At 65.8% G+C, this 24,878-nt stretch carries 26 protein-coding genes; 16 read left to right on the top strand and 10 right to left on the bottom strand.

Annotation, left to right across the window (positions count from 1 at the left end; all coding sequences use genetic code 11):
• Window positions 1–260: 260 nt before the first annotated feature.
• From AB4Y35_RS16375 to AB4Y35_RS16350, 6 genes are all read left to right on the top strand, one after another.
• The gene (locus AB4Y35_RS16375) at window positions 261–1,295 is read left to right on the top strand and encodes a methionine ABC transporter ATP-binding protein (protein WP_342924972.1); all 1,035 of its coding nucleotides are present in this window, start codon (window positions 261–263) and stop codon (window positions 1,293–1,295) included.
• Window positions 1,285–1,938, top strand: coding sequence for a methionine ABC transporter permease (locus AB4Y35_RS16370; protein WP_368705090.1), 654 nt, complete (start codon window positions 1,285–1,287; stop codon window positions 1,936–1,938). Before AB4Y35_RS16375 ends, AB4Y35_RS16370 begins: the two co-directional genes overlap by 11 nt.
• A gap of 54 nt (window positions 1,939–1,992) precedes the next feature.
• The gene (locus AB4Y35_RS16365; RefSeq protein ID WP_368705089.1) at window positions 1,993–2,790 is read left to right on the top strand and encodes a MetQ/NlpA family ABC transporter substrate-binding protein; all 798 of its coding nucleotides are present in this window, start codon (window positions 1,993–1,995) and stop codon (window positions 2,788–2,790) included.
• A gap of 210 nt (window positions 2,791–3,000) precedes the next feature.
• Entirely contained in the window at window positions 3,001–3,750 is a 750-nt protein-coding gene (locus tag AB4Y35_RS16360; protein WP_368686662.1) for an electron transfer flavoprotein subunit beta/FixA family protein, read from the top strand.
• A 15-nt stretch (window positions 3,751–3,765) separates the two neighbouring features.
• Window positions 3,766–4,701, top strand: coding sequence for an electron transfer flavoprotein subunit alpha/FixB family protein (locus AB4Y35_RS16355; protein ID WP_368705088.1), 936 nt, complete (start codon window positions 3,766–3,768; stop codon window positions 4,699–4,701).
• Between the two features lie 132 nt (window positions 4,702–4,833).
• A complete protein-coding gene (locus AB4Y35_RS16350) occupies window positions 4,834–6,621 on the top strand; it encodes an acyl-CoA dehydrogenase (RefSeq protein ID WP_368705087.1) in 1,788 nt (595 codons plus the stop codon).
• 79 nt (window positions 6,622–6,700) lie between these two features.
• Here AB4Y35_RS16350 and AB4Y35_RS16345 read toward each other — a convergent pair whose 3' ends face one another.
• Window positions 6,701–7,987 (bottom strand): D-amino acid dehydrogenase, encoded by a 1,287-nt coding sequence (locus tag AB4Y35_RS16345; RefSeq protein ID WP_368705086.1) that lies wholly within the window; start codon window positions 7,985–7,987, stop codon window positions 6,701–6,703.
• A 176-nt stretch (window positions 7,988–8,163) separates the two neighbouring features.
• Between AB4Y35_RS16345 and AB4Y35_RS16340 the strand changes: the two genes are divergently transcribed.
• The gene (locus AB4Y35_RS16340) at window positions 8,164–8,652 is read left to right on the top strand and encodes an Lrp/AsnC ligand binding domain-containing protein (RefSeq protein WP_028206748.1); all 489 of its coding nucleotides are present in this window, start codon (window positions 8,164–8,166) and stop codon (window positions 8,650–8,652) included.
• Window positions 8,653–8,766: 114 nt separating this feature from the next.
• A complete protein-coding gene (locus AB4Y35_RS16335) occupies window positions 8,767–9,915 on the top strand; it encodes a PA0069 family radical SAM protein (RefSeq protein ID WP_368705085.1) in 1,149 nt (382 codons plus the stop codon).
• Window positions 9,916–9,931: 16 nt separating this feature from the next.
• On the opposite strand, the gene AB4Y35_RS16330 is transcribed toward AB4Y35_RS16335, so the two are convergent.
• Both AB4Y35_RS16330 and AB4Y35_RS16325 read right to left on the bottom strand, forming a co-directional pair.
• Complete coding sequence (locus AB4Y35_RS16330) at window positions 9,932–10,405, bottom strand: NINE protein (protein ID WP_368705084.1); 474 nt, start codon at window positions 10,403–10,405, stop codon at window positions 9,932–9,934.
• A gap of 153 nt (window positions 10,406–10,558) precedes the next feature.
• Entirely contained in the window at window positions 10,559–11,773 is a 1,215-nt protein-coding gene (locus AB4Y35_RS16325; protein ID WP_368705083.1) for a sorbosone dehydrogenase family protein, read from the bottom strand.
• A gap of 174 nt (window positions 11,774–11,947) precedes the next feature.
• On the opposite strand from AB4Y35_RS16325, the gene rpsP reads away from it, so the two are divergent.
• The 6 genes from rpsP (at window position 11,948) to AB4Y35_RS16295 (ending at window position 16,345) form a co-directional block, all read left to right on the top strand.
• Entirely contained in the window at window positions 11,948–12,211 is a 264-nt protein-coding gene (gene rpsP, locus AB4Y35_RS16320) for a 30S ribosomal protein S16 (RefSeq protein WP_028206744.1), read from the top strand.
• A 97-nt stretch (window positions 12,212–12,308) separates the two neighbouring features.
• Entirely contained in the window at window positions 12,309–13,061 is a 753-nt protein-coding gene (rimM, locus tag AB4Y35_RS16315) for a ribosome maturation factor RimM (protein ID WP_368705082.1), read from the top strand.
• 72 nt (window positions 13,062–13,133) lie between these two features.
• Window positions 13,134–13,901 (top strand): tRNA (guanosine(37)-N1)-methyltransferase TrmD, encoded by a 768-nt coding sequence (trmD, locus tag AB4Y35_RS16310; RefSeq protein WP_368705081.1) that lies wholly within the window; start codon window positions 13,134–13,136, stop codon window positions 13,899–13,901.
• Window positions 13,902–14,051: 150 nt separating this feature from the next.
• Complete coding sequence (gene rplS / locus AB4Y35_RS16305; protein ID WP_028206741.1) at window positions 14,052–14,447, top strand: 50S ribosomal protein L19; 396 nt, start codon at window positions 14,052–14,054, stop codon at window positions 14,445–14,447.
• A gap of 86 nt (window positions 14,448–14,533) precedes the next feature.
• Window positions 14,534–15,256: a CoA pyrophosphatase gene (locus tag AB4Y35_RS16300; RefSeq protein ID WP_368705080.1), complete on the top strand. Its 723-nt coding sequence runs from the start codon at window positions 14,534–14,536 to the stop codon at window positions 15,254–15,256.
• Between the two features lie 150 nt (window positions 15,257–15,406).
• Window positions 15,407–16,345, top strand: coding sequence for a CobD/CbiB family protein (locus tag AB4Y35_RS16295; protein WP_028206739.1), 939 nt, complete (start codon window positions 15,407–15,409; stop codon window positions 16,343–16,345).
• Between the two features lie 82 nt (window positions 16,346–16,427).
• On the opposite strand, the gene AB4Y35_RS16290 is transcribed toward AB4Y35_RS16295, so the two are convergent.
• The 3 genes from AB4Y35_RS16290 to AB4Y35_RS16280 are packed head-to-tail and all read right to left on the bottom strand — an operon-like array spanning window position 16,428 to window position 18,991.
• A complete protein-coding gene (locus AB4Y35_RS16290) occupies window positions 16,428–16,751 on the bottom strand; it encodes a DUF2007 domain-containing protein (protein WP_321912620.1) in 324 nt (107 codons plus the stop codon).
• Between the two features lie 24 nt (window positions 16,752–16,775).
• Window positions 16,776–17,717: a ribosome small subunit-dependent GTPase A gene (gene rsgA / locus AB4Y35_RS16285; RefSeq protein WP_368705079.1), complete on the bottom strand. Its 942-nt coding sequence runs from the start codon at window positions 17,715–17,717 to the stop codon at window positions 16,776–16,778.
• A complete protein-coding gene (locus AB4Y35_RS16280; RefSeq protein WP_368705078.1) occupies window positions 17,714–18,991 on the bottom strand; it encodes a M48 family metallopeptidase in 1,278 nt (425 codons plus the stop codon). Before AB4Y35_RS16280 ends, rsgA begins: the two co-directional genes overlap by 4 nt.
• Before the next feature lie 112 nt (window positions 18,992–19,103).
• On the opposite strand from AB4Y35_RS16280, the gene orn reads away from it, so the two are divergent.
• Window positions 19,104–19,733: an oligoribonuclease gene (gene orn / locus AB4Y35_RS16275; RefSeq protein WP_368705077.1), complete on the top strand. Its 630-nt coding sequence runs from the start codon at window positions 19,104–19,106 to the stop codon at window positions 19,731–19,733.
• 61 nt (window positions 19,734–19,794) lie between these two features.
• On the opposite strand, the gene mog is transcribed toward orn, so the two are convergent.
• Together mog and yjgA are read right to left on the bottom strand one after the other, a co-directional pair.
• Window positions 19,795–20,418: a molybdopterin adenylyltransferase gene (gene mog / locus AB4Y35_RS16270; protein WP_368705076.1), complete on the bottom strand. Its 624-nt coding sequence runs from the start codon at window positions 20,416–20,418 to the stop codon at window positions 19,795–19,797.
• Window positions 20,405–21,019 (bottom strand): ribosome biogenesis factor YjgA, encoded by a 615-nt coding sequence (yjgA, locus tag AB4Y35_RS16265; RefSeq protein WP_368705075.1) that lies wholly within the window; start codon window positions 21,017–21,019, stop codon window positions 20,405–20,407. Before yjgA ends, mog begins: the two co-directional genes overlap by 14 nt.
• Before the next feature lie 257 nt (window positions 21,020–21,276).
• Here yjgA and pmbA point away from each other — a divergent pair, with 257 nt between their 5' ends.
• Window positions 21,277–22,647, top strand: a complete 1,371-nt coding sequence (pmbA, locus tag AB4Y35_RS16260; protein WP_368705074.1) for a metalloprotease PmbA — start codon at window positions 21,277–21,279, stop codon at window positions 22,645–22,647.
• A gap of 94 nt (window positions 22,648–22,741) precedes the next feature.
• Here the strand turns inward: pmbA and AB4Y35_RS16255 are convergent, their stop codons facing one another.
• Together AB4Y35_RS16255 and AB4Y35_RS16250 are read right to left on the bottom strand one after the other, a co-directional pair.
• Window positions 22,742–23,239 (bottom strand): dihydrofolate reductase, encoded by a 498-nt coding sequence (locus AB4Y35_RS16255; RefSeq protein ID WP_028206731.1) that lies wholly within the window; start codon window positions 23,237–23,239, stop codon window positions 22,742–22,744.
• A 96-nt stretch (window positions 23,240–23,335) separates the two neighbouring features.
• On the bottom strand, window positions 23,336–24,862 hold the full coding sequence (locus AB4Y35_RS16250) for a sigma 54-interacting transcriptional regulator (RefSeq protein ID WP_368705073.1): 1,527 nt from the start codon (window positions 24,860–24,862) through the stop codon (window positions 23,336–23,338).
• Window positions 24,863–24,878 lie beyond the last annotated feature (16 nt).

The raw sequence follows: 24,878 nt of genomic DNA, 5'->3' as shown, positions 1-24,878 counted from the left end.
CAATTTTCGGTATCAGTCTGTCGGCAGCAGTGTAGCGGCCGCGCGGGCGGCCACGCGCCGCCAGAACCCTCTAATGCAAATGAGTTATGAAATTATCGAAATTGATTATTAAAAGGAATTTTGCATGCCAGGGTAAAATGCGGGGCTAAATCCAGTCCATCAAACGGCGGCTGTCTGCCGGCGCGACGCGTTTTCCGCTACTGAAAAGGAGCGGCCTGCGTGAGCGGCGCGCGGCACACCCGCCGTTTTGCTTTTTTTCCATGATCGAAATTCGAAACGTGTCCCAGCGCTTCGCCGGCCCACAAGGCTGGATCGAGGCGCTGCACAACGTCAATCTGACGATTCCGCCGGGCGAAGTGTTCGGCATCATCGGGCGCAGCGGCGCAGGCAAGAGCACGCTCGTGCGCACCATCAACCTGCTCACGCGGCCCACCGAAGGCGACATCGTCGTCAACGCTCGCACGCTCACGTCGCTCTCGACGGCCGAGCTGCGCGAAGCGCGCCGCGAGATCGGCATGATCTTCCAGCACTTCAACCTGCTGTCGTCGCGCACCGTGTTCGACAACGTCGCGCTGCCGCTCGAACTGGCCGGCGTGAAGCGCGCCGAGATCGAAGCGACGGTGCTGCCGTTGCTCGAACTCGTCGGCCTCACCGCGCAGAAAGACCGCTATCCCTCGCAGATCAGCGGCGGCCAGAAGCAGCGCGTGGGCATTGCGCGCGCGCTCGCGAGCAAGCCGAAGGTGCTGCTTTCGGACGAGGCGACCTCGGCGCTCGACCCCGAAACCACGCGCGCGATTCTCGACCTGCTGCGCAAGATCAATCGCGAACTGAACCTGACCATCGTGATGATCACGCACCAGATGGAAGTGATCAAACAGGTCTGCGATCGCGTGGCCGTGCTCGATGCGGGCCGCGTGGTGGAAAGCGGCCCCGTGATCGACGTGTTCCTGCAGCCGCGCCACGAAGTCACGCGCGCGCTGCTCGGCGACGTGATCGCCCAGGAGCTGCCGCCCGCGCTCAAGGCGCGCGTGGCCGAGCATCTCGCGAAGGGCAGCGGCCACTTGCTGCGCCTCGCGTTCAAGGGCACGGGCGTCGACCAGCCGGTTCTCTCGGAGACGATTCGCCGCTTCGAACTCGATTTCAACATCCTGCACGGCCAGATCGACGAGATCCAGGGGCAGGCGTTCGGCTCGCTCGCGGTGCTCGCGGGCGGCGATCCGGTGAAGGTGGCGCAGGCCATGGCGTGGCTGCGCGAACAAGGTGTCGTCGTGGAGGAACTGTCCCATGTGGAGTGAAATGTTCGACATGTTCGTCCAGTCGTTCTGGGAGACGCTCGTCATGGTGGGCATCTCGGGACTCGTGGGCGCGGCCATCGGCCTGCCGCTCGGCGTGCTGCTCTATCTCACCGATCGCAACGGCGTGCTGCAGAACGTCGCCGCGAATCGCGTGATGGGGGTGATCGTCAATGCCGTGCGTTCCACGCCGTTCATTATCCTGCTCGTCGCCGTCATTCCGCTCACGCGTCTCGTGGTGGGCTCGTCGATCGGCACGGCGGCCGCCGTCGTGCCGCTCACCATCGCCGCTGCGCCGTTCATCGCGCGGCTCGTCGAAACGGCGCTGCGCGAAGTCGATCGCGGCCTGATCGAAGCGGCCCAGGCCATGGGCGCGAGCACGAGCCAGATCGTCTTCAAGGTGCTGCTGCCCGAGTCGCTGCCGGGCGTGGTGGCGGGCCTCACCATCACGTTCATCTCGCTCGTCGGCTATTCGGCGATGGCCGGCGCGATCGGCGGCGGCGGTCTTGGCGACCTCGGCATCCGCTATGGCTATCAGCGCTTCGAACCCGAAGTCATGCTGATCGTGGTCGTGATCCTGATCGTGTTCGTGCAGCTCGTGCAGTCGTTCGGCGACTGGCTCGTGCGGCGCCTGAGCCACAAATAAGCCTTAAAACAGGCAGTTTTTCGATCAACATAAAACACAAGACAAAGGTTGGGTATGCAACGTCGTTTCATGATCCGGCTCGCGGCGGCGCTTGGCGCGGCTTCGCTCATCGCACCGCTTGCTGCGCATGCGGACGAAACCATCAAGGTGGGCGTGACGGGCGGCCCTCACGAGCAGGTGATGGGAGTCGTGAAGAGCGTGGCCGCGAAGAGTGGCCTGAACATCAAGATCATCGAGTTCTCCGACTACGTGCAGCCGAACGCGGCGCTCGCGGGCGGCGACCTCGATGCCAACAGCTACCAGCACGCGCCGTATCTCGACGCGCAGGTGAAGGATCGCGGCTACAAGCTCATCAAGATCGCGGACACGGTCACGTTCCCGATGGGCATCTACTCGAAGAAGATCAAATCGCTCGCCGAACTGAAGCCGGGTGCCCGCATCGCGGTGCCCAATGATCCGACGAATGGCGGCCGTGCCTTGCTGCTGCTGCAGAGTCAGGGTCTCATCAAGTTGCGCGCCGACGCAGGGTTGAAGGCGACGCCGCTCGACATCGTGGAAAACCCCAGGAAGCTGAAGATCGTCGAACTCGACGCCGCGCAGATTCCGCGTTCGCTCGACGACGTGGAGGTGGCCGCGATCAATACGAACTTCGCCATGCAAGCGGGCTTGAAGCCGAAACAGGACGCGATCGCAATCGAAGACCCGAAGGGGCCGTACGTGAATATCCTGGCGATCCGCGAGGCCGACCGCAACAAGCCCTGGGTGGCGAAACTGGTCGCCGCGTATCACTCGCCGGAGGTGAAGCACTACGTCGAAACGACGTTCGGCGGGGCGGTCATTACCTCCTGGTAAGACCCTCCAGGCCGTGGAATTAGAGATTTTTTTCGGCGCCCGGGCTTGATGCCCGGGTTTTTTCCACCGTAAAATCGCACGATCGTTCGCTACTGACGACCGGGGTGCGGCAGCGGTGGTTCGTGAAAATTGCTGGTGGCAGATCGGCCCGACAGGGCTATCGCTATAATGTCCGCCAGGTTGACGTATTCGTAACTTCGGAGCATGTGAATGAAAGTCCTTGTGCCAGTCAAACGCGTAGTCGATTACAACGTGAAGGTTCGTGTGAAGTCGGATGGCACGGGCGTCGACATCGCCAACGTGAAGATGTCGATGAACCCGTTCGACGAGATCGCCGTGGAAGAGGCGGTGCGTCTGAAGGAAGCGGGCGTGGCGACGGAAGTCATCGCCGTTTCGGCGGGCGTGACGCAAGCGCAGGAAACGCTGCGCACGGCGCTGGCCATCGGCGCGGATCGCGCGATCCTCATCGAGTCGAACGAAGACCTGCAGCCGCTGGCTGTGGCCAAGCTGCTGAAGGCGCTGGTCGACAAGGAACAGCCGCAACTGGTCATCCTCGGCAAGCAGGCCATCGACGACGATTCGAACCAGACCGGCCAGATGCTCGCTGCGCTGGCGAACCTGCCGCAGGCTACGTTCGCTTCGAAGGTGGTCGTTGCCGACGGCAAGGCGACCGTCTCGCGCGAAGTGGACGGCGGCGCGGAAACGCTGTCGCTCAAGCTGCCCGCGGTCGTGACGACGGATCTGCGCCTGAACGAGCCGCGCTACGTCACGCTGCCGAACATCATGAAGGCGAAGAAGAAGCCGCTGGAAATCGTTAAGCCGGAAGACCTTGGCGTCGATGTCACGCCGCGTCTGAAGACGCTGAAGGTTGCCGAGCCGCCGAAGCGTAGCGCAGGCGTGAAGGTGCCGGACGTGAAGACGCTGGTCGAGAAGCTGAAGACGGAAGCCAAGGTGCTGTAAGGGGAGCGAAACAAAATGACGAATCTGGTTATTGCCGAACACGACAATCAGTCGATCAAGGCCGCGACGCTGAACACGGTCGCCGCAGCACAGAAAATTGGTGGCGACGTGCACGTGCTGGTCGCGGGCCACAACGCGCAAGCCGCAGCGGATGCCGCCGCGAAGATCGCAGGCGTTGCAAAGGTGCTGCTGGCCGACGCGCCGCAACTCGAGCAGGGTCTCGCCGAGAACGTCGAAGCGACGGTCCTCGCCATCGCCAGGAACTACACGCACATCCTGGCGCCGGCAACGGCAGCGGGCAAGAACGTCACGCCGCGTATCGCCGCGAAGCTCGACGTCGCGCAGATCAGCGACATCACCGCCGTCGATTCGCCGGACACGTTCGAGCGTCCGATCTACGCGGGCAATGCGATCGCGATCGTTCAATCGATCGATCCGATCAAGGTCATCACTGTCCGTACGACGGGATTCGACCCGGTCGCGGCCGATGGCGGCAGCGCGGCAGTCGAGAAGATCGAAGCGGCAGCGGACAACGGTCTCACGCAGTTCGTCGGCCGTGAAGTCACGAAGCTCGACCGTCCGGAACTCACGAGCGCGAAGGTCATCGTCTCGGGTGGCCGGGGTCTGGGCAGCGGCGAGAACTACACGAAGGTGCTGGAGCCGCTCGCGGACAAGCTCAACGCAGCCCTGGGCGCCTCGCGCGCAGCCGTCGACGCCGGCTACGTGCCGAACGACTACCAGGTCGGTCAAACCGGCAAGATCGTCGCGCCGCAACTGTATGTGGCGGTGGGCATCTCGGGTGCGATCCAGCATCTGGCCGGCATGAAGGACTCGAAGGTCATCGTCGCGATCAACAAGGACGAAGAAGCACCGATCTTCAGCGTGGCCGACTACGGCCTCGTGGGCGACCTGTTTACGGTCGTGCCGGAACTCGTGAAGGAACTCGGCTGAATCCGGCCGGTGTATCGAGCGACGAGCGCCGCGTATCATGATTGAACGCGTGGCGTGAGACGAAGCAACAAAGGGGCGCCGCGGCGCCCCTTTGTCATTTGAGGAACCGCATACCGACAGGAGGAGACTGAAATGTACCAGGCGCCCACGAGCGACATGCTGTTCGTCATGAAGGAACTGGCCGGCCTCGAAGAAATCGCCAAATTACCGGGCGGCGAAGACGCCACGCCCGAAACGGTCGAAGCGGTGTTGCACGAAGCCGCGAAGCTGTGCGGCGAAGTGCTCGAGCCGCTGAACGCCGAAGGCGACCGCAATCCGAGCCGTTGGGAAAACGGCAACGTGCACGCCACGCCCGGGTTCAAGGCGGCATTCCGGCAATACGTGGAAGGCGGCTGGCAAGGCGTGCAGCATCCTCAGGAATACGAAGGACAAGGTTTGCCGAAGCTCGTCGGCACGCCGTGCGTGGAAATGCTCAACGCGGCGAACCTCTCGTTCGCGTTGTGTCCGCTGCTCACCGACGGCGCCATCGAAGCGCTCCTCACCGCCGGCAGCGAAGCGCAAAAGCAGCGCTTCGTGCCGAAGCTCATCTTCGGCGACTGGACCGGCACGATGAACCTCACCGAGCCGCAGGCGGGCTCCGATCTCGCCGCCGTGCGCACGCGCGCCGAGCCGCAGGGCGACGGCACCTACAAGGTGTTCGGCACGAAGATCTTCATCACGTGGGGCGAGCACGACATGGCGGAGAACATCGTCCATCTCGTACTCGCGCGCACGCCCACGGCGCCCGAAGGCGTGAAGGGCATCTCGCTCTTCATCGTGCCGAAGTTCCTCGTGAACGACGATGGCACGCTGGGCGCGCGCAACGACGTGCACTGCGTGTCGATCGAACACAAGCTCGGCATCAAGGCGAGCCCGACCGCCGTGCTGCAGTTCGGCGATCATGGCGGCGCGATCGGCCAGTTGATCGGTGAGGAGAATCGCGGCCTCGAGTACATGTTCATCATGATGAACGCCGCGCGTTTTGCGGTCGGCATGCAGGGTGTGGCCGTCTCCGATCGCGCGTACCAGAAGGCGCTCGCCTATGCGAAGGAGCGCGTGCAGAGCCGTCCGGTGGACGGTTCCGCGAAAGCGGCGGTGAGCATCATCCATCACCCCGACGTGCGCCGCATGCTCGCCACGATGCGTGCGCTCACCGAAGCCGCGCGTGCACTCGCTTACGTGGCGGCGGGCGAGAGCGACCGCGCGCATGGCGACCCCGACGAGGCGGCCCGGGCGCGGCATCAGGCGCGCTACGAATACCTGGTGCCGATCGTGAAGGGCTGGAGCACCGAACTGGCGCTCGAAGTGACGAGCCTCGGCGTGCAGGTGCATGGCGGCATGGGCTTCATCGAGGAAACGGGCGCGGCGCAGTTCTACCGCGACGCGCGCATCCTGCCGATCTACGAGGGCACGACGGCGATCCAGGCGAACGATCTCATCGGGCGCAAGACGCTGCGCGACGGCGGTGAGGCAGCAAAGGCGCTGCTTGCCGATATCGCGCAGACCGTCGACGCGCTAGCCGCACAACAAGGCGCGGCGTTCGAGTCGATGCGCAAGCATCTCGCGGCAGGCAAAGAGGCGCTGGCGTCGGCCGTGGACTTCGTGCTCGCGAAGGCGAAGAGCGATCCGAACGCGGTGTTCGCGGGCAGCGTGCCGTATCTGAAGCTGGCGGGCATCGTGCTGGGCGGCTGGCAGATGGCGCGCGCCATGCTCGCCTCGCAGCGTCTCATGGACGAGGACCCGAAGTTTCATGGCGCGAAGATCGCCACGGCGCAGTTCTTCGCGCAACACGTCTTGCCGCAGGCGGTGGCGCTCGAAGCGGCGATCGTCAGCGCAAACGGCAGCGAGGGCGTGCTGGCGCTGGCGGAGGATCAGTTCTGACTTCGCCGTGCTATTGAAAGCGAGAAATGAAACACGGCGCCCAGGAGGCGCCGTGTTCGTTCATGCTGCGTGACTGGCTTCAGGCATAAGCCGGGCGATGCGAGCCTTGCGTGTCGCCGAGATAGCGGTGCACCGAAAGATCGTCGGCGCGGATGGCGGGCTGCTTGCCCGAGATCAGGTCGGCGAGCAACTGGCCCGAGCCGCACGACATCGTCCAGCCGAGCGTGCCGTGCCCCGTGTTCAGGAACAGGTTCGAGATCGGCGTGCGGCCGACGACCGGCGTGCCGTCCGGCGTCATCGGGCGCAGGCCGGTCCAGAAGGTGGCCTTCGTCGTGTCGCCGCCGCCCGGGAACAGGTCGTTCACGCACATTTCGAGCGTTTCGCGGCGCGCTTGCTTGAGCGTCTTGTCGAAGCCGACAATCTCGGCCATGCCGCCCACGCGGATGCGGTCGTCAAAACGCGTGATCGCGATCTTGTAGGTTTCGTCGAGCACGGTCGAAACCGGCGCGGCACTCGCATTCACGATCGGCGCCGTGATCGAATAGCCCTTGAGCGGATAGACCGGAATCTTCACGAGGCCCGCGAGCATCTTCGTCGAGAACGAGCCGAGTGCGACAACGAACGAATCGGCGCGCACCAGCTCGCTGCCGCATTGCACGCCCGCGATACGGTCGCCCTGCATGGCGAGGCCGTCGATCGGCGTGTTGTAGCGGAATTTCACACCCAGTTGTTCGGCCATGGCGGCGAGTCGCGTGGTGAACATCTGGCAGTCGCCGGTTTCGTCGCCGGGCAGACGCAGGCCGCCCGTGAGCTTGCCCGAGACCGCGGCGAGCGCGGGTTCGGCGCGGCCGAGTTCGGCGGCGGTGAGCAGTTCGTACGGAACGTTCGCGTCTTCGAGCACGGCGATGTCCTTCGCTGCGCCTTCGAACTGCTGCTGCGTGCGGAACACCTGAAGCGTGCCGCCCGTGCGGCCTTCATACTGAATGCCCGTGTCGGCGCGCAGCGCCTGCAGGCAGTCGCGGCTGTATTCGGCGAGGCGCACCATGCGGCCCTTGTTGAGCGCGTAGCGCTCGGCCGTGCAGTTCTGCAGCATCTGCCACATCCATTGCAGCTGGAATTTGGTGCCGTCCAGACGAATGGCGAGCGGCGCGTGCTTCTCGAACATCCACTTGATCGCCTTGAGCGGGACGCCCGGCGCGGCCCACGGCGCGGCGTAGCCCGGCGAGATCTGGCCGGCGTTGGCAAAACTGGTTTCGAGCGCGGGACCGGCCTCGCGGTCGATCACCGTGACTTCGTGGCCCGCGCGGGCGAGATACCAGGCGCTGGCCACACCGACCACACCACTGCCCAACACGACGACTCGCATAGCTGCTCCAGATAGATTCGTTGAGCTACGCCGCGTTGCCGGGACCCTGGAAGCCGTGTTTTGGCACCGATAGGGAAGAAGGCATGAAATTTCGGGTGTAGCCAGTATTTGTAGCTATGCTATTGTTGTACGTCCAGGTTTTGTTATCGTATTTTTCAGATTTTCGGGAAGAAATCATGAGAACGCAGCGCCAACCGGTCCGCGCGCTCGACCGGCTCGATCACCGCATCCTGAAGCTGCTCCAGGAGGACGGCCGCATGGCCATGAAGGACCTCGCGGAGCAGGTCGGGCTCTCGGTCACGCCGTGCATCGAGCGGGTCAAGCGCATGGAGCGCGACGGCGTGATCACGGGCTACTTCGCACGCGTGAATCCCACGGTGCTGGGTGCGGCGCTGCTCGTGTTCGTGGAGATCACGCTCGACCACAAGAGCGGCAACATGTTCGACCAGTTCCGCCGCGAGGTGCAGAAGATCCCGGAGGTGCTCGAATGCCATCTCGTCTCGGGCGACTTCGACTATCTCATCAAGGCGCGCATTGGCGAAATGGCGGACTACCGCAAGCTGCTCGGCGACATCCTGCTGCAACTGCCGGGCGCCGTGCAGTCGAAGAGCTACGTGGTGATGGAAGAGATCAAGGAGACGCTGACCATCGCCGTGGGGGAATGACCCGAGCCAGTGTGGCGGCTGAAAGCGCCCCGTTTTTAGGACTCGACAACGCGGATCGATACTGTATATTTATACAGTATCGATCCGCGTTTTCTTGTCTATTTCGCTCCAGCCGTGACCGACTCCCATCACCCCGATCCCGACGCCTGGTATCCCGTTGCGCCGCCCACGGCGCGCAAGGGGCGCGGGGCGGTCACGAACCTGCAAGGGCGCTACGAAGTCGACCAGCGCGAAGCGTTCGACGACGGCTGGCAGCAGACGGGTGTCGGCGGGGAGGGCGATGGCGATGAAACCGGCGAGCCCAGGCTGCGCACCGAAGTCTTCGAAGAGCGCGCGAAAAGCATTCTCACGCGCAACCAGTCGCCGGACATTCCGTTCAACGTCTCGCTCAATCCGTACCGCGGCTGCGAGCACGGCTGCATCTATTGCTTCGCGCGGCCCACGCACAGCTATCTCGGCCTCTCGCCGGGGCTCGATTTCGAGAGCCGGATCTACGCGAAGGTCAATGCGGCGGAGTTGCTCGCGCGGGAAATCGCCAAGCCGTCGTACGAGCCCGAGCCGATCGCGCTGGGCGTGAATACCGATGCCTGGCAACCGGTGGAGCGCGACCTGCGCATCACGCGCCGCGTGGTAGAAGTGCTGGCCGAGCGGCAGCATCCGTTCGCGGCCATCACGAAATCCTCGCTGATCGAGCGCGATCTCGACCTGCTCGCGCCGATGGCCGCGCGCCAGCAGTTCATGGCGGCGATCACGATCACCACGCTCGACGCCGATATCGCCCGCACGCTCGAACCGCGTGCGGCGACACCCGCGCGGCGGCTGCGCACCATCCGCACGCTAGCCGAAGCCGGTGTGCCGGTGGGCGTGAGCATCGCACCCGTAATCCCGTTCGTGACCGAGCCCGACATGGAGCGCGTGCTAGAAGCCTGCGCCGAGGCCGGTGCGACAAGCGCAAGCTACATCGTGCTGCGCCTGCCATGGGAGGTCGCGCCGCTGTTCCAGGACTGGCTGGCGGCGCACTTCCCGCAGCGTGCGGAGCGCGTGATGAGCCGCGTGCGCGATATGCGCGGCGGCAAGGACTACGAGTCGGCATTTTCGCAGCGCATGAAGGGCACGGGGCTGTGGGCCGACCTGCTCAAGCAGCGCTTTCACAATGCCGTGCGGCGCCTCGGGCTCAACGAGCGGCGTCACGGCATTCTGGACATGTCGGCGTTCGTGCAGTCGAAGACCGTGCGCGAGAAGCCGCAGCTCGACCTGTTCTGAGCCGATACTGAGCGATTTACTGCGAGATCGCCTTCGCGGCCTCGACCTGCGACTCGAAGTACGTTTGAAACGAGAGCGCGAGTCCCGTCATCAGCAGGAACGCGCCGATCAGCAGCGAGAAGATCACGACGAAGATCACCGTCCAGCCCGAGCGGCTCGTGCGGCCTTGCTCCACGAACGCGGCGTTGAACTGCGCGTCCCATTTGGCGTCGGGGCGCAGCCCGTAGACGATCGCCGCCAGAAACGCCGAGATGACCGACACCGCGCCGATCACGGCGAGCACCCAGCCGGGAATCGAGGTGCGTTCGGTGGCGACGAGCAGCATCACGCCCGGAATGCCGATGAGCGTGCCGAGCAAATGCGCCCAGCCCCACACGTCGCGTGGGCCGTACAGATAGAAGCGGTGTGCGCCGAGGCTGCCAAACAGGAAGGCGAGGGCGGCGGTGAGCGTCTTGGAGCGAAAGCGTGCGGGGTTCTTGTCGTTGGGCATGGGCTCGGGCGAAACGTGGACGTTCGGCCGTCATGGGCGCATCACGTCGAACGCACACGGGCCGCCGGGCATTGTATGCCGCACGCCGCGCTTGCAACACAAGCGCACGCTTATGCCCGGCACCGTGCCTGCAGCTTCAACGTGGCCGTCGCGTCACGGTTTGGCGTAGGTCACGCGATAAATCGCGCCCGCGTAGTCGTCGCTGACGAGGAGCGATCCGTCAGGCAGCGGCAGCACGTCGGCGGGGCGGCCCCATTGGGTCTCGTCGGAATTGAGCCAGCCCTGCGCGAACACTTCCTGGTGCGCGTTGGTGCCGTCGGGGTTGGCGCTCACGCGCACCACGCGATAGCCGACCTTCTTGCTGCGGTTCCACGAGCCGTGCTCGGCGATGAAAATGCTGTTCTTATAGTCGGCCGGGAACATCGAACCGGTGTAGAAGCGCATGCCGAGCGACGCCACATGCGCGCCGAGTTTGAGGACCGGGGGCGTGAAAGCGCTGCACGGATGGCCTGCGCCGAACTCGGGGTCGGCGACATTGCCGCCGTGACAATAGGGAAAGCCGAAGTCCTCGCCCACGTGCGCGAGGCGGTTGAGTTTGTCGTCGGGGATGTCGTCGCCGAGCATGTCGCGGCCGTTGTCGGTGAACCAGAGTTCGTGCGTCTGCGGATGCCACGCGAAGCCGACCGTGTTGCGCACGCCGCGGGCGATGGTCTCGTAGTGCGAGCCGTCGGGGTCCATGCGCCCGATCATCGCGAAGTGCACGCGCCGCGGGTCGCTGGCCGGCAGGCAGACGTTGCACGGCGCGCCTTGCGGCACGTAGAGCTTGCCGTCGGGGCCGAAGGCGATGAACTTCCAGCCGTGGTGGTGCTCGGTGGGCAGCGAATCCGTGACGACGACGGCTTTGGGCGGATCGTCGAGATGGCGGTCGATGTCGTCGAGCCGGACGATCGACGACACCGCCGAGACATACAGTTCGCCGTTGCGCCAGGCCACGCCCACCGGCATCGTCAGTCCCGAGGCCACGATATGGCGCTTGATGGCCTTGCCGTCCCTGAGTTCGAGTGCGTAGACGTCACCGCCCATACTCCCCACATACAGGAGGGTGCCGTTGCCCGACAGCGTCATTTCGCGTGCGCCGGGCACGTCGGCGGACAGCACCTCGATGTGGAAGCCCGGTGGCAGCTTGATGCGGTCGATCGGAAGCGCCGCGTGAGCGAGCGGTGCCGCGAGCAGGGCGGCGGCAAGGACGAGCCATGCCGCTGCCAGGCGTCTGGCCGTCTCGCGAGACACTGGGAAAAGCGAGCCGTTACCCATGCCGCGGCCGCCACCGCGACGCGGCCATTGCACGAGTCGTCTGAAAGTCGCCACAATTCGCTCCAGGGCCCGCCCGTCGTGGGCATGGGCCGCAGTTTGACCGCTGTGTCTTGCCGCTTTCTGCGCGCCGGCGCGCAATTTCCCGTTAAGTGTTTGTTATGCCTCCGGTTTCGGGCTATAATCGCATGTTTCAGTAGTCCCGAACCCCCGGTTTTCAAGGATTTTAGTATGGTCATCATCCGTCTGGCACGCGGCGGCTCGAAGAAGCGCCCGTTCTACAACATCGTCGCAACCGACTCGCGCAACCGTCGCGACGGCCGTTTCATCGAGCGCGTGGGCTTCTACAACCCGGTCGCTACCAAGGGTGAAACGCTGCGTATCGCTCAAGATCGCGTGACGTACTGGAAGGAAAACGGCGCGCAAATGTCGCCGGCCGTCGAGCGCCTCGTGAAGGAAGCGCAAAAGACCGCCGCCGCTGCGCCGGCTGCTTAAGTCATTAAGCGTCTTTTCAGTCTGTTGTCCGTGTTTTGCCCGCGTACGCGCTGCATGATCCGCGTATGCAATATCAAGCTGGTCGCAAGGGGTGCCGATGTCCGCGCATGACGCCAAATCTGCCGTAGAGGCGAACGACGCGTCGGAAAGCGGGGCGCCCGAAGTTGCGACCGGCGGCGCCGGCAAGGCTGCCGCCCGCGGCGCGCCGTCGTTTGGCGCGTTCGTGCGCAAGCCTGCACGCGAGAGCGCCGCGAAAGCTGCGCCCGCAGGCGAGAGTCTGCGCGCCGAAACCGAAGCGAGCTGGCCGGCCGACGCCGTTGAAGTCGGTGCCGTGATCGACGCCTATGGCCTCAAGGGCTGGCTGAAGATCGCGCCGCACGCGCAGGACGGCCGCGCGCTGCTTTCCGCCAGGCGCTGGTGGCTCCTCAAGGGCCGCGAGGGTCAGGCCCATCGCGAGCGTCATTCCGCGGTGCGCGTGAGCGCCAAGGTTCATGGTGACAGCGTCGTTGGCCAGCTTTCGGGCCTGGACGACCGCGATGCCGCGCTGCTGTTGCGCGGCGCGCGCGTGTACGTGAGCCGGGCCGAATTCCCGGCGCCCGCAGCCGATGAATATTACTGGGTCGACCTGATCGGTCTCGATGTCGCCAATGAGGCGGGTGTCGAGCTCGGCAAGGTTGCCGACCTGATCGACAATGGCGCGCAATCGGTGTTGCGTGTCACGTATGCGTCCACAGACAAGGATGGCAAGCCGGCCACCGGCGAGCGCCTGATCCCGTTCGTGGGCGTGTTCGTGAAGACGGTGGACCTGGCGGCGAAGCGTATCGTCGTCGACTGGGAAGCCGACTACTAGGCGCCGCGGCAACGCTGTGCTGTGGCAACCCCGCCGCGCGCCCTGATTCAATTTCGCTGAACGGAGAGAGCGATGCAGTTCGATGTCGTCACGCTCTTTCCCGAGATGTTCCGCGCGCTGACCGACTGGGGCATTACCAGCCGGGCGGCGAAGCAGCAGCGTTACACGTTGCGCACGTGGAATCCGCGTGATTTCACGACCGACAACTACCGCACGATCGACGACCGCCCCTACGGCGGCGGCCCCGGCATGGTCATGCTGGCCAGGCCGCTCGAAGCGGCGATCGACGCGGCGAGGGTCGCGCAGGCGCAAGCCGGCGTGAGCGCCCCGCGTGTGCTGCTGATGTCGCCGCAAGGCAAGCCGCTCACGCACGAACGCGTCATGCAGTTCGCGCAGGAGCCGGGCCTCGTGATGTTGTGCGGCCGCTATGAAGCGATCGACCAGCGTCTCGTCGACCGCTGCGTGGACGAAGAAGTGAGCCTCGGCGACTTCGTGCTCTCGGGGGGCGAATTGCCCGCGATGGCCTTGATGGACGCCGTGGTGCGCAATCTGCCGGGCGTGCTGGGTGACGCACTTTCGGCGGTGCAGGACAGCTTCGTCGACGGTTTGCTCGACTGCCCGCATTACACGCGCCCCGAGGAATACGACGGCGTGCGCGTGCCCGATGTGCTGCTTGGCGGCCATCATGCGGAAATCGAGCTATGGCGCCGCCGCGAGGCGTTGCGCAACACGTGGAACAAGCGGCCCGATCTGATCGCGCGGGCCAGAAAGAACAAGATGTTGAGCCGGGCCGACGAGGCGTGGCTCGCTAGTCTCGCGAAGGGCGCGGACGAAGCGTAAGGCTTCGGGCGTGCGCGACAAGGGGCGCAAAAGGCGGTGCCGCTTCATGCGTGAACGGCGCCAGTTGTGAATCCATCCTCTATCGGGGCCGTAGTGCAGGCAACCCTGCACAGGTACGAACGCCGACAAGATGGCATACGGAGTCAATCCATGAATCTGATTGAAAAACTCGAGCAGGAAGAAATCCAGCGCGTGCTGGGCGAGAAGACCATCCCCGAATTCGCCCCCGGCGATACGGTGATCGTCAACGTGAACGTGGTTGAAGGTAACCGCAAGCGCGTTCAGGCATACGAAGGCGTCGTGATCGCGAAGCGTAACCGCGGCCTGAACTCGTCGTTCATCGTGCGCAAGATCTCGTCGGGCGAAGGCGTCGAGCGTACGTTCCAGACGTACTCGCCGCTGCTGGCCAGCATCGTGGTGAAGCGTCGCGGCGACGTGCGTCGCGCGAAGCTGTACTACCTGCGCAACCTGTCGGGCAAGAAGGCACGTATCAAGGAAAAGCTGGTGTCGAAAGACCGCGCAGCTGCTCCGGCCGACCAGGCGTAAAAGCTGTAAGAAAGAAGCACCCTCGGGGGTGCTTTTTTCTTTTTGGCCGCAAAATAATCTCGTGTACGTGTCATCCGAGACGCCCGTTGATCCGCCCAGCATTTGAACCCGAAAGCCTGCCGATCGAATCGACGGGCGCAAGCCTTCCGCAGGTCGCCGCGGAGCGCCTGACCGCCGCCGGCTTGCGCACGCGCTTCGAGCAGCGCCTGCCGTGGGACCCCGAACCTCAGGAAGCCCGTCTGTTCGAGATGCGCGATCCGCGCGAGGCCGCCGTGCTGATGCCCATCGCCATGCGCCCGGGCGGCCTGACCGTGCTGCTCACCCAGCGCGCCGACAACCTCAGCAATCACGCGGGCCAGGTGAGCTTTCCCGGTGGCAGCCGCGAACCTTCCGACCCCACGCCCATCGCCGCCGCGCTGCGCGAGGCGCACGAGGAAGTGAACCTCGACCCCGCGCGTGTCGAGGTGCTCGGCGCATTGCCTGATTACCTCACTGGTACCGGATTCAGGGTCACGCCCGTGGTCGGTCTCGTGCACGAGCCGTTCAGTCTCGCGGCGGACTCGCTCGAAGTAGCGAGCATCTTCGAGGTGCCGCTCAGCTTTCTCATGAACCCGGTGCATCACCAGGTGCGCGTGTTCCGCTGGGAAGGCGGCGAGCGGCGCTTCTATGCGATGCCGTATCCGGACCGCCATTCGCCGGACCTCAACGTGCCCGAACCCATAATCGCTTCCGGCGTCGGGTCCTCGCACTTCATCTGGGGGGCGACGGCGGGCATGCTGCGCAACTTCTACCGTTTCCTGCTCGCGTAACACGTCTGGCGGCGCGTGCAAGCACCGCCGTGCACTGTTGCGAGTTTGCCGCCCGAATTGCCGGCGATGGTCAGGCACATCTGGCCCTGTGATATCGTTGCAACACTTTCATAAAACCCCTTTCGCAACCCGATCTGCACGGCGCGTCGCATGACCTTCTTTTCCGTATTGCTGGCTCTCGTCATCGAACAGGTGCGGGCGCTGTCGCCCAATAATCCGGTCATGGCGCTCGTGCGCCTCAATGCGGAGTGGGCCGCTCACGGCTTCGACGCCGGCAAGCAGAAGCATGGCCTCATCGCGTGGCTCGTGGTCGTGCTGCCGTGGACGCTCGCCACCGCGCTCGTCTACTACGTGCTGTACCACATCAGCTTCGTGCTGGCGTTCCTGTGGAACGTGGTGGTCGTGTACTTCACGCTCGGCTTCCGCCAGTTCAGCCACTATTTCACCGACATCCATCTCGCGCTGAACAACGACGACGTGCCGCGCGCGCGTGAAATCCTCCATGAATGGACCGGCATCGACGCCGTGGACATGCCCGTGAGCGAGATCGTGCGCCACACGCTGATTCACGCGGTGATCGCCTCGCACCGGCACGTGTTCGGCGTGTTCTTCTGGTTTCTCGTGCCGATCGGGCCCGCGGGCGCCGTGCTGTACCGCATCGCCGAATACCTCGCGCGCGAGTGGGCGCGTCCGGCCGAAGACCGCACCGAGGCGTTCTCGAACTTCGCGCAGCATGTGTTTTTCGTGATCGACTGGGTGCCGGCGCGGCTTACGTCGCTGGGCTTTGCGATCGTCGGCAACTTCGAGGACGCGATCTACTCCTGGCGCAACCACACGAACCAGTGGCCCGACACCAACGAAGGCGTGCTGCTCGCCACCGGCAGCGGCGCGCTGGGCGCGCGGCTTTCTGGCCCGCTCGCCGAGCAGTCCAGCGTCGATGTGCTCGCGCAGCCGGGCGAGGGCGGTCCGTACACGGTGGGCGACGACTGCACGCCGCGCACGCTGCAATCGGCCGTGGGCCTCGTGTGGCGCGCCGTGATCCTGTGGATGATCCTGCTGCTCATGCTGACGATCGCCGTCTGGCTCTGAGCGCCGCAGCGCAGCGCTGAGTCGTAAAAATGCAAATGGGCCGCTTCCAGCGGCCCATTTCCGTTTGGGTCAGCACCTGACGTCACTCGTCGCGCACGTCGCGATCGCGTCCGCAATTCCAGCACACGGTGAACTGCGCTTCGAGCACCTCGCCGCAGCGCGCGCAGCGCCACGTCGGTGAGCCCGGCGGCGGGCCGCTCACCGCTTCGTCGATCAGCCGCCGGGCGAGCTTTTCGTCGCGTTCGTCGACGAGCCAGAGTTCGGGCGCGCACTGCTCGGCCGGAATCTCGCCCATCGCGCCGCTCAGGTAGCGGTTGTGCAGCTCGCAGGGCACGCCCGCCGTCGCCAGGATGTTCATCCAGTGCTGGGCGATCAGCAGATTCGGCGCGCGCACGAGCTTGAGCATAGGCGTTTGCGGGCAGGCGGCGCGTCAGCGCACGACCTGGCTGATCTCGTGGATGAGCTGCGCGTACAGCGCCTGGCGCTCGGGCGCGATGCGGCCGTCGTCGACGGCCTCCAGAATTGCGCAGCCCGGCTCGTGCAGGTGATGGCAGTTGTAGAAGCGGCAGTGCGCGAGCAGCGGCCGGAACTCGGGGAACGCGCGCTCCAGCTTGCCTTCGGTGAGGTGATAGAGGCCGAACTCCTGGAAGCCCGGCGAGTCGATCAGCGCGCCGCCCTCGGGCAGCGTGTAGAGCCGCGTGAACGTCGTGGTGTGGCGGCCGCTGTTGAGTGCCGTCGAAATCTCGCGCGTGGCCGCTTCGGCGTCGGGAATCAGCAGGTTCACGAGCGTCGACTTGCCCATGCCCGACTGGCCGAGCAGGATCGTCTGATGGCCGTGCAGATGCTCGGCCAGCGTCGCGTGCGCCTCCACGGGGCGGCCTTTCACCGACACCTCCAGCACCGTATAGCCCAGCGCGCGATAGCGCTCGAGGCGCTGGCGCGCGAGCGGCAGCGCGGCTTCGACGTCGATCTTGTTGAGCACGATGAGCGGCTTGAGGTCGTTGGCCTCAGCGGCCACGAGCGCGCGCCCGAGCAGGTCCTCGCTGAAGTGCGGCTCGGTGGCGAGCACGATCAGCAGCTGGTCGAGGTTTGCCGCGAAGAGCTTCGACTTGAACTGGTCGGAGCGATAGAGCAGGTTGCGCCGCTCGCCGATCGCGACGATCACGCCCTGGTCGGCGGAAGTCGACTGATACTCGACGCGGTCGCCCACCGCGACCTCGCTCTTCTTGCCGCGCGGGAAGCATTGCAGGTGCGCGCCGCCGCCGTCGGGCGCGACCAGATAGTGGCGCCCGTGGGCGGCGATCACCACGCCGTGCAGCGTGGCGCCTGCAGCTTTTGCGTTGCCGGCGGCTTTGGTTGCGCGCCGGTTCATGCGTGCGCGAGCAGTCGGTCGATCCGCTGCGAAGCCGGCGGATGCGAGTAGTAGAACGCGGTATAGAGCGGGTCGGGCGTGAGCGTCGACGCGTTGTCCTCGTAGAGCTTCACGAGCGCGTTGACGAGATGCTGCGCGTCGGTTTGCGTGGCGGCGAAGGCGTCGGCCTCGAACTCGTGCTTGCGCGAGGAGAGGCTGCCAAGCGGCGTGACGAAGAACAGGAACACGGGCACGGCGAGGAAGAACAGCACGAGCGCGAGCCCTTCGTTGCCGCCGAGCAGCGACGGCCGCACGCCGAGACCCTCGTAGAACCAGACGCGCTGCGAGAGCCAGCCGAGCAGGGCGAGCAGCGCGAGGCTGATCGCGAACGTGACGACCATGCGCTTGATCACGTGACGGCGCTTGAAGTGGCCGAGTTCGTGCGCGAGCACGGCCTCGATCTCGCTGCCGGAGAGGCGCGCGAGCAGCGTGTCGAAGAAGACGATGCGCTTGGACGCGCCAAAACCCGTGAAATAGGCGTTGCCGTGCGCGGAGCGGCGGCTGCCGTCCATCACGAACAGGCCCTTGGCTGCAAAGCCGCAGCGCTGCATGAGCGCCTCGATGCGCGAGCGCAGCGCCTCATCGCGCAGCGGTTCGAACTTGTTGAAGAGCGGCGCGATGAAGGTGGGGTAGAGCACCAGCACGAGCATCTGGAAGGCGACCCAGACGGCCCACGTCCAGAGCCACCAGAGGCTGCCCGCCTGCTTCATGAGCCAGAGCACGACGAAGAGCAGCGGAATGCCGAACGCGGCGCCGATCAGGAGCCCCTTGATGCGGTCCATGATGAAGATGCGCCTCGTCATGCGATTGAAGCCGAAGCGCTCCTCGACCACGAACTGGCGGTAGTAGTCGAGCGGCAGCTCGACCAGGCCGGAAATGGCGAGCACGGCCCCGACCAGCGCGATCTGGCCCACATATTCGCGCCCGATCGCGCCCGAAATGCCGAGATCGAGCGCCTGCACGCCGCCGAGCAGCGTGAGCGCGATCAGCACCACGGCGCCGAGCACGATCTCGATCATGCCGAGGCGCGTGCGCGCGACCGTGTAGTCGGCGGCGCGCTGGTGCGCGGCGAGCGGAATGGTGGCGGTGAACTGCGCGGGCACCGCGCCGCGGTGGGCGGCCACGAAGCGGATCTGGCGCGAGGCGAGCCAGAGCTTGGTCGCGACCATGGCGAGCACGCCGACGACGAACAGCACGCTGAAGTACAGCGCAGGGGAGGGGGACAGATTAGGCATCCAGGAAGTCCGTGGTATCTATGCGACAATTATATGTTCTCGCCGGCCGGGCATCGCATCCTGTCGATGCCGCGCACGCGCCGCGCCACCAACGCTCTCCGGGTTGCCTTTCATGACTGACATTACCGCTGCCGGCGCGCCGCTCATCGAGCGCACCGACATGAACCTGATCTGGCTCGATATGGAAATGACGGGCCTCGATCCCGACAACGACCGCATCATCGAGATCGCCGTGGTGGTGACGAATTCGACGCTCGACAAGCTCGTGGAAGGCCCCGTGCTGGCCATCCATCAGCCGGAGACGGTGCTCGACCGCATGGACGAATGGAACCGCAACACGCACGGCCGCTCGGGCCTCACCGAGCGCGTGCGCGCCTCGACCGTCACGGAGGAAACCGCGACCGAGCAGATCATGGCGTTTCTTTCGCAATACGTGCCGCCGGGCAAGTCGCCGATGTGCGGCAACTCGATCTGTCAGGACCGCCGCTTCATGGCGCGCTGGATGCCCACGCTCGAGCGCTTCTTCCACTACCGCAACCTCGACGTGAGCACGCTCAAGGAGCTGTGCCGCCGCTGGCAGCCGACCATCTACAAGGGTTTCCAGAAGCGCGCGATGCACACGGCGCTCGCCGACATCCACGAGTCGATCGACGAACTCAAGTACTACCGCGAGCACTTCCTCGTTGCGGCGCCGGGCATCGTGCCCGACATGGCCGCGGGCGAGGCCGGTCCGGCGCTCTGAGCGCCGTTGAGACACGCAACAGCGGTTCTGCCGCTGCTGCGTGATCGTTGAAGTTCGAGTGTCAAGCGCGCGACGCCCGCTGCGCGTTCTTGGGCCGGAACGCCGCCACGACGTTCGGATCGGTTTCGATATACGGGCCGCCGATCAGGTCGATGCAATACGGCACCGCAGCAAAAATACCGGGCACCTTCACGGCGCCCTGATCGTCGCGCAAGCCTTCCAGCGTTTCCTTGATCGACTTCGGCTGCCCCGGCAGGTTGATGATGAGCGCCGCGTGGTCGTCGTTCTCGCGGATCACGGCAACCTGGCGCGACAGAATGGCCGTCGGCACGAAATTCAGGCTGATCTGGCGCATCTGCTCGCCAAAGCCCGGCATTTCCTTCGTCGCCACCGCGAGCGTCGCCTCGGGCGTCACGTCTCGGCGCGCGGGGCCGGTACCGCCCGTCGTCAGCACGAGATCGCAGCCGAGGCCGTCCACGAGCGCCGTGAGCGTCGCGGAGATCGTCGCCGCGTCGTCGTGGATCAGGCGCGTTTCGGCGCGCCACGGCGTTTTCAGCGCGTTGCCGAGCCACTCCATCAGCGACGGAATGCCCTTGTCCTCGTAGACGCCGCTCGTCGCGCGGTCGCTGACCGACACGAGGCCGATCACGAGTTCGTCAGGATGGCTGCGCTCAGGCTTCGTCATCTTCGCGGTCCTCGTCGGCACGCTCGTCTTCGTGGTCTTCGCCCTCGTCGGCGCCCTGGGCGCTCGCGTCCTTGATCCACTGGAACAGCTCGCGGAACGACTTGGGCGGCTTGCTTTGCTCCTGCTCGCGGCGCGCGTTGCGGATCAGCGTGCGGCCTTCCTGCGGGTCGGCGGCGGGGTGGTGGCGGATGAATTCGGTGAGCGCGGCGTCGTCCGCGAGCAGCTTGTCGCGCGTGCGCTCGATCCAGTGCAGGCGCGCCGTGGCGGCCTTGTTCACGCCGCGGTGCTCGTCGAGCTTCGTGCGCAGCGCGGCGACTTCGGCCTCCGTGAGCCCGCGCATCATGCGGCCCACGTACTGGAGCTGGCGGCGACGGCCTTCGTGATCGGTGATGCGGCGGCACTCGTGGACGGCGTCCGCGAGGTCTTCGGTCATCGGCATGCGCTTGAGCGCGTCCTTGGGCAGTTCCACGAGGGCCTGGCCGAGTTCCTGGAGCGCTTCCATGTCGCGCTTGAGCTGCGATTTGCTCGGGCGATCGTAGCCGTTGTCGTCCTGCTCGGCGACAGCGTCGTTCATCGGTTGAATGCGGGTTTTGCGTTTCATGGGGCGTATTGTAGCGTGCGCGCGCGTGCGGCTCGGGCTGGAAGGCGGCGCCGGCGGCCCGATGCCGGGGCGGGCGTTGGCGCGGCAGTTGGTGCGAGGGACCAGGCGGCGAAAGCGCCTGTGATGCGTGTTCACATACCTTGCTATGATCGCGGGATGCGCTTTGCGAACGCAGCGCGTTCCGAAGCACCTGAACCGACACCAGCGAAACACGACACCAGCGGGCCGCACCGGCCCAATACCGGACCGTAACGACAATGGCAGCAGACATCGAAGCCCGGCAACGCTTTTTCCCGCACACCCAGGACGAGCTGAAGGAGATCGCCTCAGACATCCTGCGGCACGCCAGCGCGCTCGGCGCGAGCGACGCCGCGACCGAGATCTCCGAAGGCGACGGCTTGTCCGTTTCGGTGCGGCGCGGCGAGGTCGAGACGATCGAGCACAACCGCGACAAGATGGTCGGCGTGACCGTCTATATCGGCAACAAGCGCGGCAACGCGAGCACCTCTGACTTCTCGCCGCAGGCGCTCAAGGACACGGTGGCGGCCGCGTACAACATCGCGCGCTTCACCGCCGACGACGACTGCGCGGGCCTCGCCGAGCGCGATCTGCTCGAAACCGCGCCGCGCGACCTCGACCTCTATCACCCGTGGAATCTCTCCGCCGACGAGGCCGTGGAAATCGCGCGCCGCGCCGAAGACGCGGCGTTCGCCGTCGACCCGCGCGTGAAGAACTCCGAAGGCGCGAGCGTGTCGGCACAGCACTCGCAGTTCGTGCTCGCCACCTCGGGCGGCTTCATACACGGCTATCCGTACTCGCGCCACTACGTTTCGTGTGCGCCTATCGCCGGCGTCGGCCGCAACATGCAGCGCGACGACTGGTACACCTCGCGGCGCAGCGCGGCCGAGCTGGCCTCGCCCGAAGCCGTCGGGCGCTATGCGGCCGAACGTGCGCTTTCGCGCCTGAACGCGCGCAGCCTCGACACGCGCAAGGTGCCGGTGCTGTTCGAGGCGCCGCTCGCGGCGGGCCTGCTCGGCGCGTTCGTGCAGGCCGTGAGCGGCGGCGCGCTGTATCGCAAGACGTCGTTCCTCGTCGACAGCCTCGGCAAGCCGGTGTTCGCGCCGCACATCCAGATCGTCGAGGACCCGCATGTGCCGCGCGCGGCCGGCAGCGCGCCGTTCGACGAAGAGGGCGTGCGCACGCAGCGCCGCGAAGTCGTGAAGGACGGCATCGTGCAGGGCTATTTCCTGTCGTCGTATTCGGCGCGCAAGCTCGGCATGCAGACCACCGGCAACGCCGGCGGCTCGCACAACCTGCAGTTCCAGAGCTCGCTCACGCAGCCCGAGGACGACTTCGAGGAGATGCTGAGAAAGCTCGGCACGGGCCTGCTGCTGACCGAACTGATGGGGCAGGGCGTGAATTTCGTGACGGGCGACTATTCGCGCGGCGCGTCGGGCTTCTGGGTGGAGAACGGCAAGATCCAGTACCCGGTGGAGGAAATTACGGTGGCGTCCACGCTGCAGGAGATGTTCCACCATATCGTCGCCGTGGGCGCGGATACGCTCGCGCGCGGCACGCGTCAGACCGGTTCGGTGCTGATCGAGCGGATGACGGTGGCGGGGCAGTAAGCGCCGTTTAACGCCTTCTGCGCTGGCTCGATGAAAAACGGCACGCCCAGGCGTGCCGTTTTGCTTTTGGGTGCCGCGCTGCGCGCCCCGTCGATCAATCCCGCCGCACGTATCGCACGAACGCGAAATCGAAGTCGTTCGGCGCATTCGCATGCAGCGTCTCGCGCGACGTTTCCTGCCAGACGTCGGGGTCGGGCGCGGGAAAGGTGGCGTCGCCCTCGAAGTCCGCGGAGATTTCCGTCACCACGAGTTCATGCGCGAGCCCGAGTCCTTCGCCGTAGAGTTGCGCGCCGCCGATCAGGAACGCCGTGGGCGCCTGGTCCTGGGCCGCGAGGGCGAGCGCCTCGTCGAGGCTCGTGGCGGTGTCGCAGCCGGGAAAGCGCTTGCCCGCGTCGCGCGTCACGACGATGTTGCGGCGGCCCGGCAAGGCGCGGCCGATCGATTCGTGGGTTTTGCGGCCCATGATGATGGGCGCGCCCATGGTGGTGCGCTTGAAGAACGCGAGGTCTTCGGGGAGCCGCCAGGGCAGCGCGTTGTCGCGGCCGATCACGCCGTTGCGGGCGCGCGCGACGATGAGGGTGAGCGTCGTCATCGAAAGGGTAGAGGTGCGAGGTTGTAAGCTGTTCGCAGCGATTCTACCTGAGCGCGCCGGACGCCCCGGCGCGCTTCCTCCACGCGATCGGCTGTTTCAGTCCTGCCCGTCGGGCGGCAATTCCGCCTGGTTCTCCGCTTCGCCGCCGAAGAACGTTTTTTCGTCGCGCAGGCCGTGCGTGCCCATCAGCCGGTAAAGCGTCACGCGCGAGATGCCGAGGTCCGCCGCGGCTTCCGTGAGCCGGTGCCGGTGCCGCAGCAGCGCCGCCTCGATCGCGCGCCGCTCCGCGGCCTCGCGCGCCTGCGCGAGCGAGACCGTCTGCTGCGCGGTGAAGTGCGCGAGATCGAGATCCTCCGCCGAGATCAGCTTGCTTTCGGCCATCACGATCGCGCGGCGCACGCGGTTGATGAGTTCGCGCACGTTGCCAGGCCAGTTGTAGTTGTAGAGGGCCTCGATGGCGTCAGGCGTGAAGCCGCGGATGCGGCGCGCGCTGTCCTGCTTGAACTTGTGCAGCACGTGGTGCGCGAGAATCTCGATGTCCTTGCCGCGCGCGCGCAGCGGCGGCTCGTCCACGCGCAGCACGCACAGGCGGTGAAAGAGGTCGGCGCGAAAGCGTCCGTCGCGCATGGCCGCCTCGAGATCGACGTGCGTGGCCGAGATGATGCGCACGTCCACGGGAATCTGCTCGTGGCCGCCCAGGCGTTCGATCTTGCCTTCCTGCAAAAAGCGCAGCAGGCTTGCCTGGCTTTCCAGCGGCAGGTCGCCGATCTCGTCGAGAAAGAGCGTGCCGCCGTTGGCCGATTCGACGCGCCCGATCTTGCGCTGGTTCGCGCCCGTGAACGCGCCGCGCTCGTAGCCGAACAGTTCGGATTGCAGAAGATGATGCGGGATCGCGCCGCAGTTGATCGGCACGAAGGTCGCCTTGCGCCGCGCGGAGCGCTCGTGGATCGCGAGCGCCGTGAGTTCCTTGCCGGTGCCCGATTCGCCCGAGATGAACACCGTGGCGTCGGTGTTGGCCACCTTGCGGATCGTGCGAAAGAGCTGCTGCATCGCTTCGCAGGTGCCGACCATTTCGTCTTCGTCCTGGCTCGCGGCGGCGGCCGGCGTGTCGAGATCGCACAGCGACACCATGCCGAACGCGTGGCCCACGAGGTAGTCGAGCGTCGCGTGCGCGACCGGCACGTGCACGTAGTCGAAGCAGTAGTGGCGGATCAGGCGCCGCACTTCGGCGTCGGTGAGGCGCGAATCATCGGTGAGCGCGATCCATCCCACCTGCTGCAGCCGCAGGATCGTCTCGAGGCCCGCGAACTCGCGCGGCGCGAAACCCGTGAGATCGACGATGCCGGCATAGGCCGCCTCCGGCTTCACGAGGCGCGAGGCCTCGTGCACCGTGCGCGCGGTCGCGATTTCCCAGCCGCGGCTCTTGAGGTAGGCGCACAGCAGCGGGTCGGGCGTGCGCGCGACATACAGCAAGGTGCGCTCGAGACTCGCCTCGGGCTTCGCATCGCGCGCGCGGCCGGCGTCGGGGACATCGCCGGCAAGCGGCGGTCCGCCCACGGCGAGACGCTGCCCGGCTCCGGCGAGCGGTGTCACAGTGGCGCCCAGATGTGAGGATTCGCGCACGATCGGCCTCATGTCA

It is taken from the genome of Paraburkholderia sp. EG286A (assembly GCF_040965375.1).
GTDB lineage: Bacteria > Pseudomonadota > Gammaproteobacteria > Burkholderiales > Burkholderiaceae > Paraburkholderia.
This window is presented reverse-complemented; position numbering and strand designations above follow the sequence as displayed.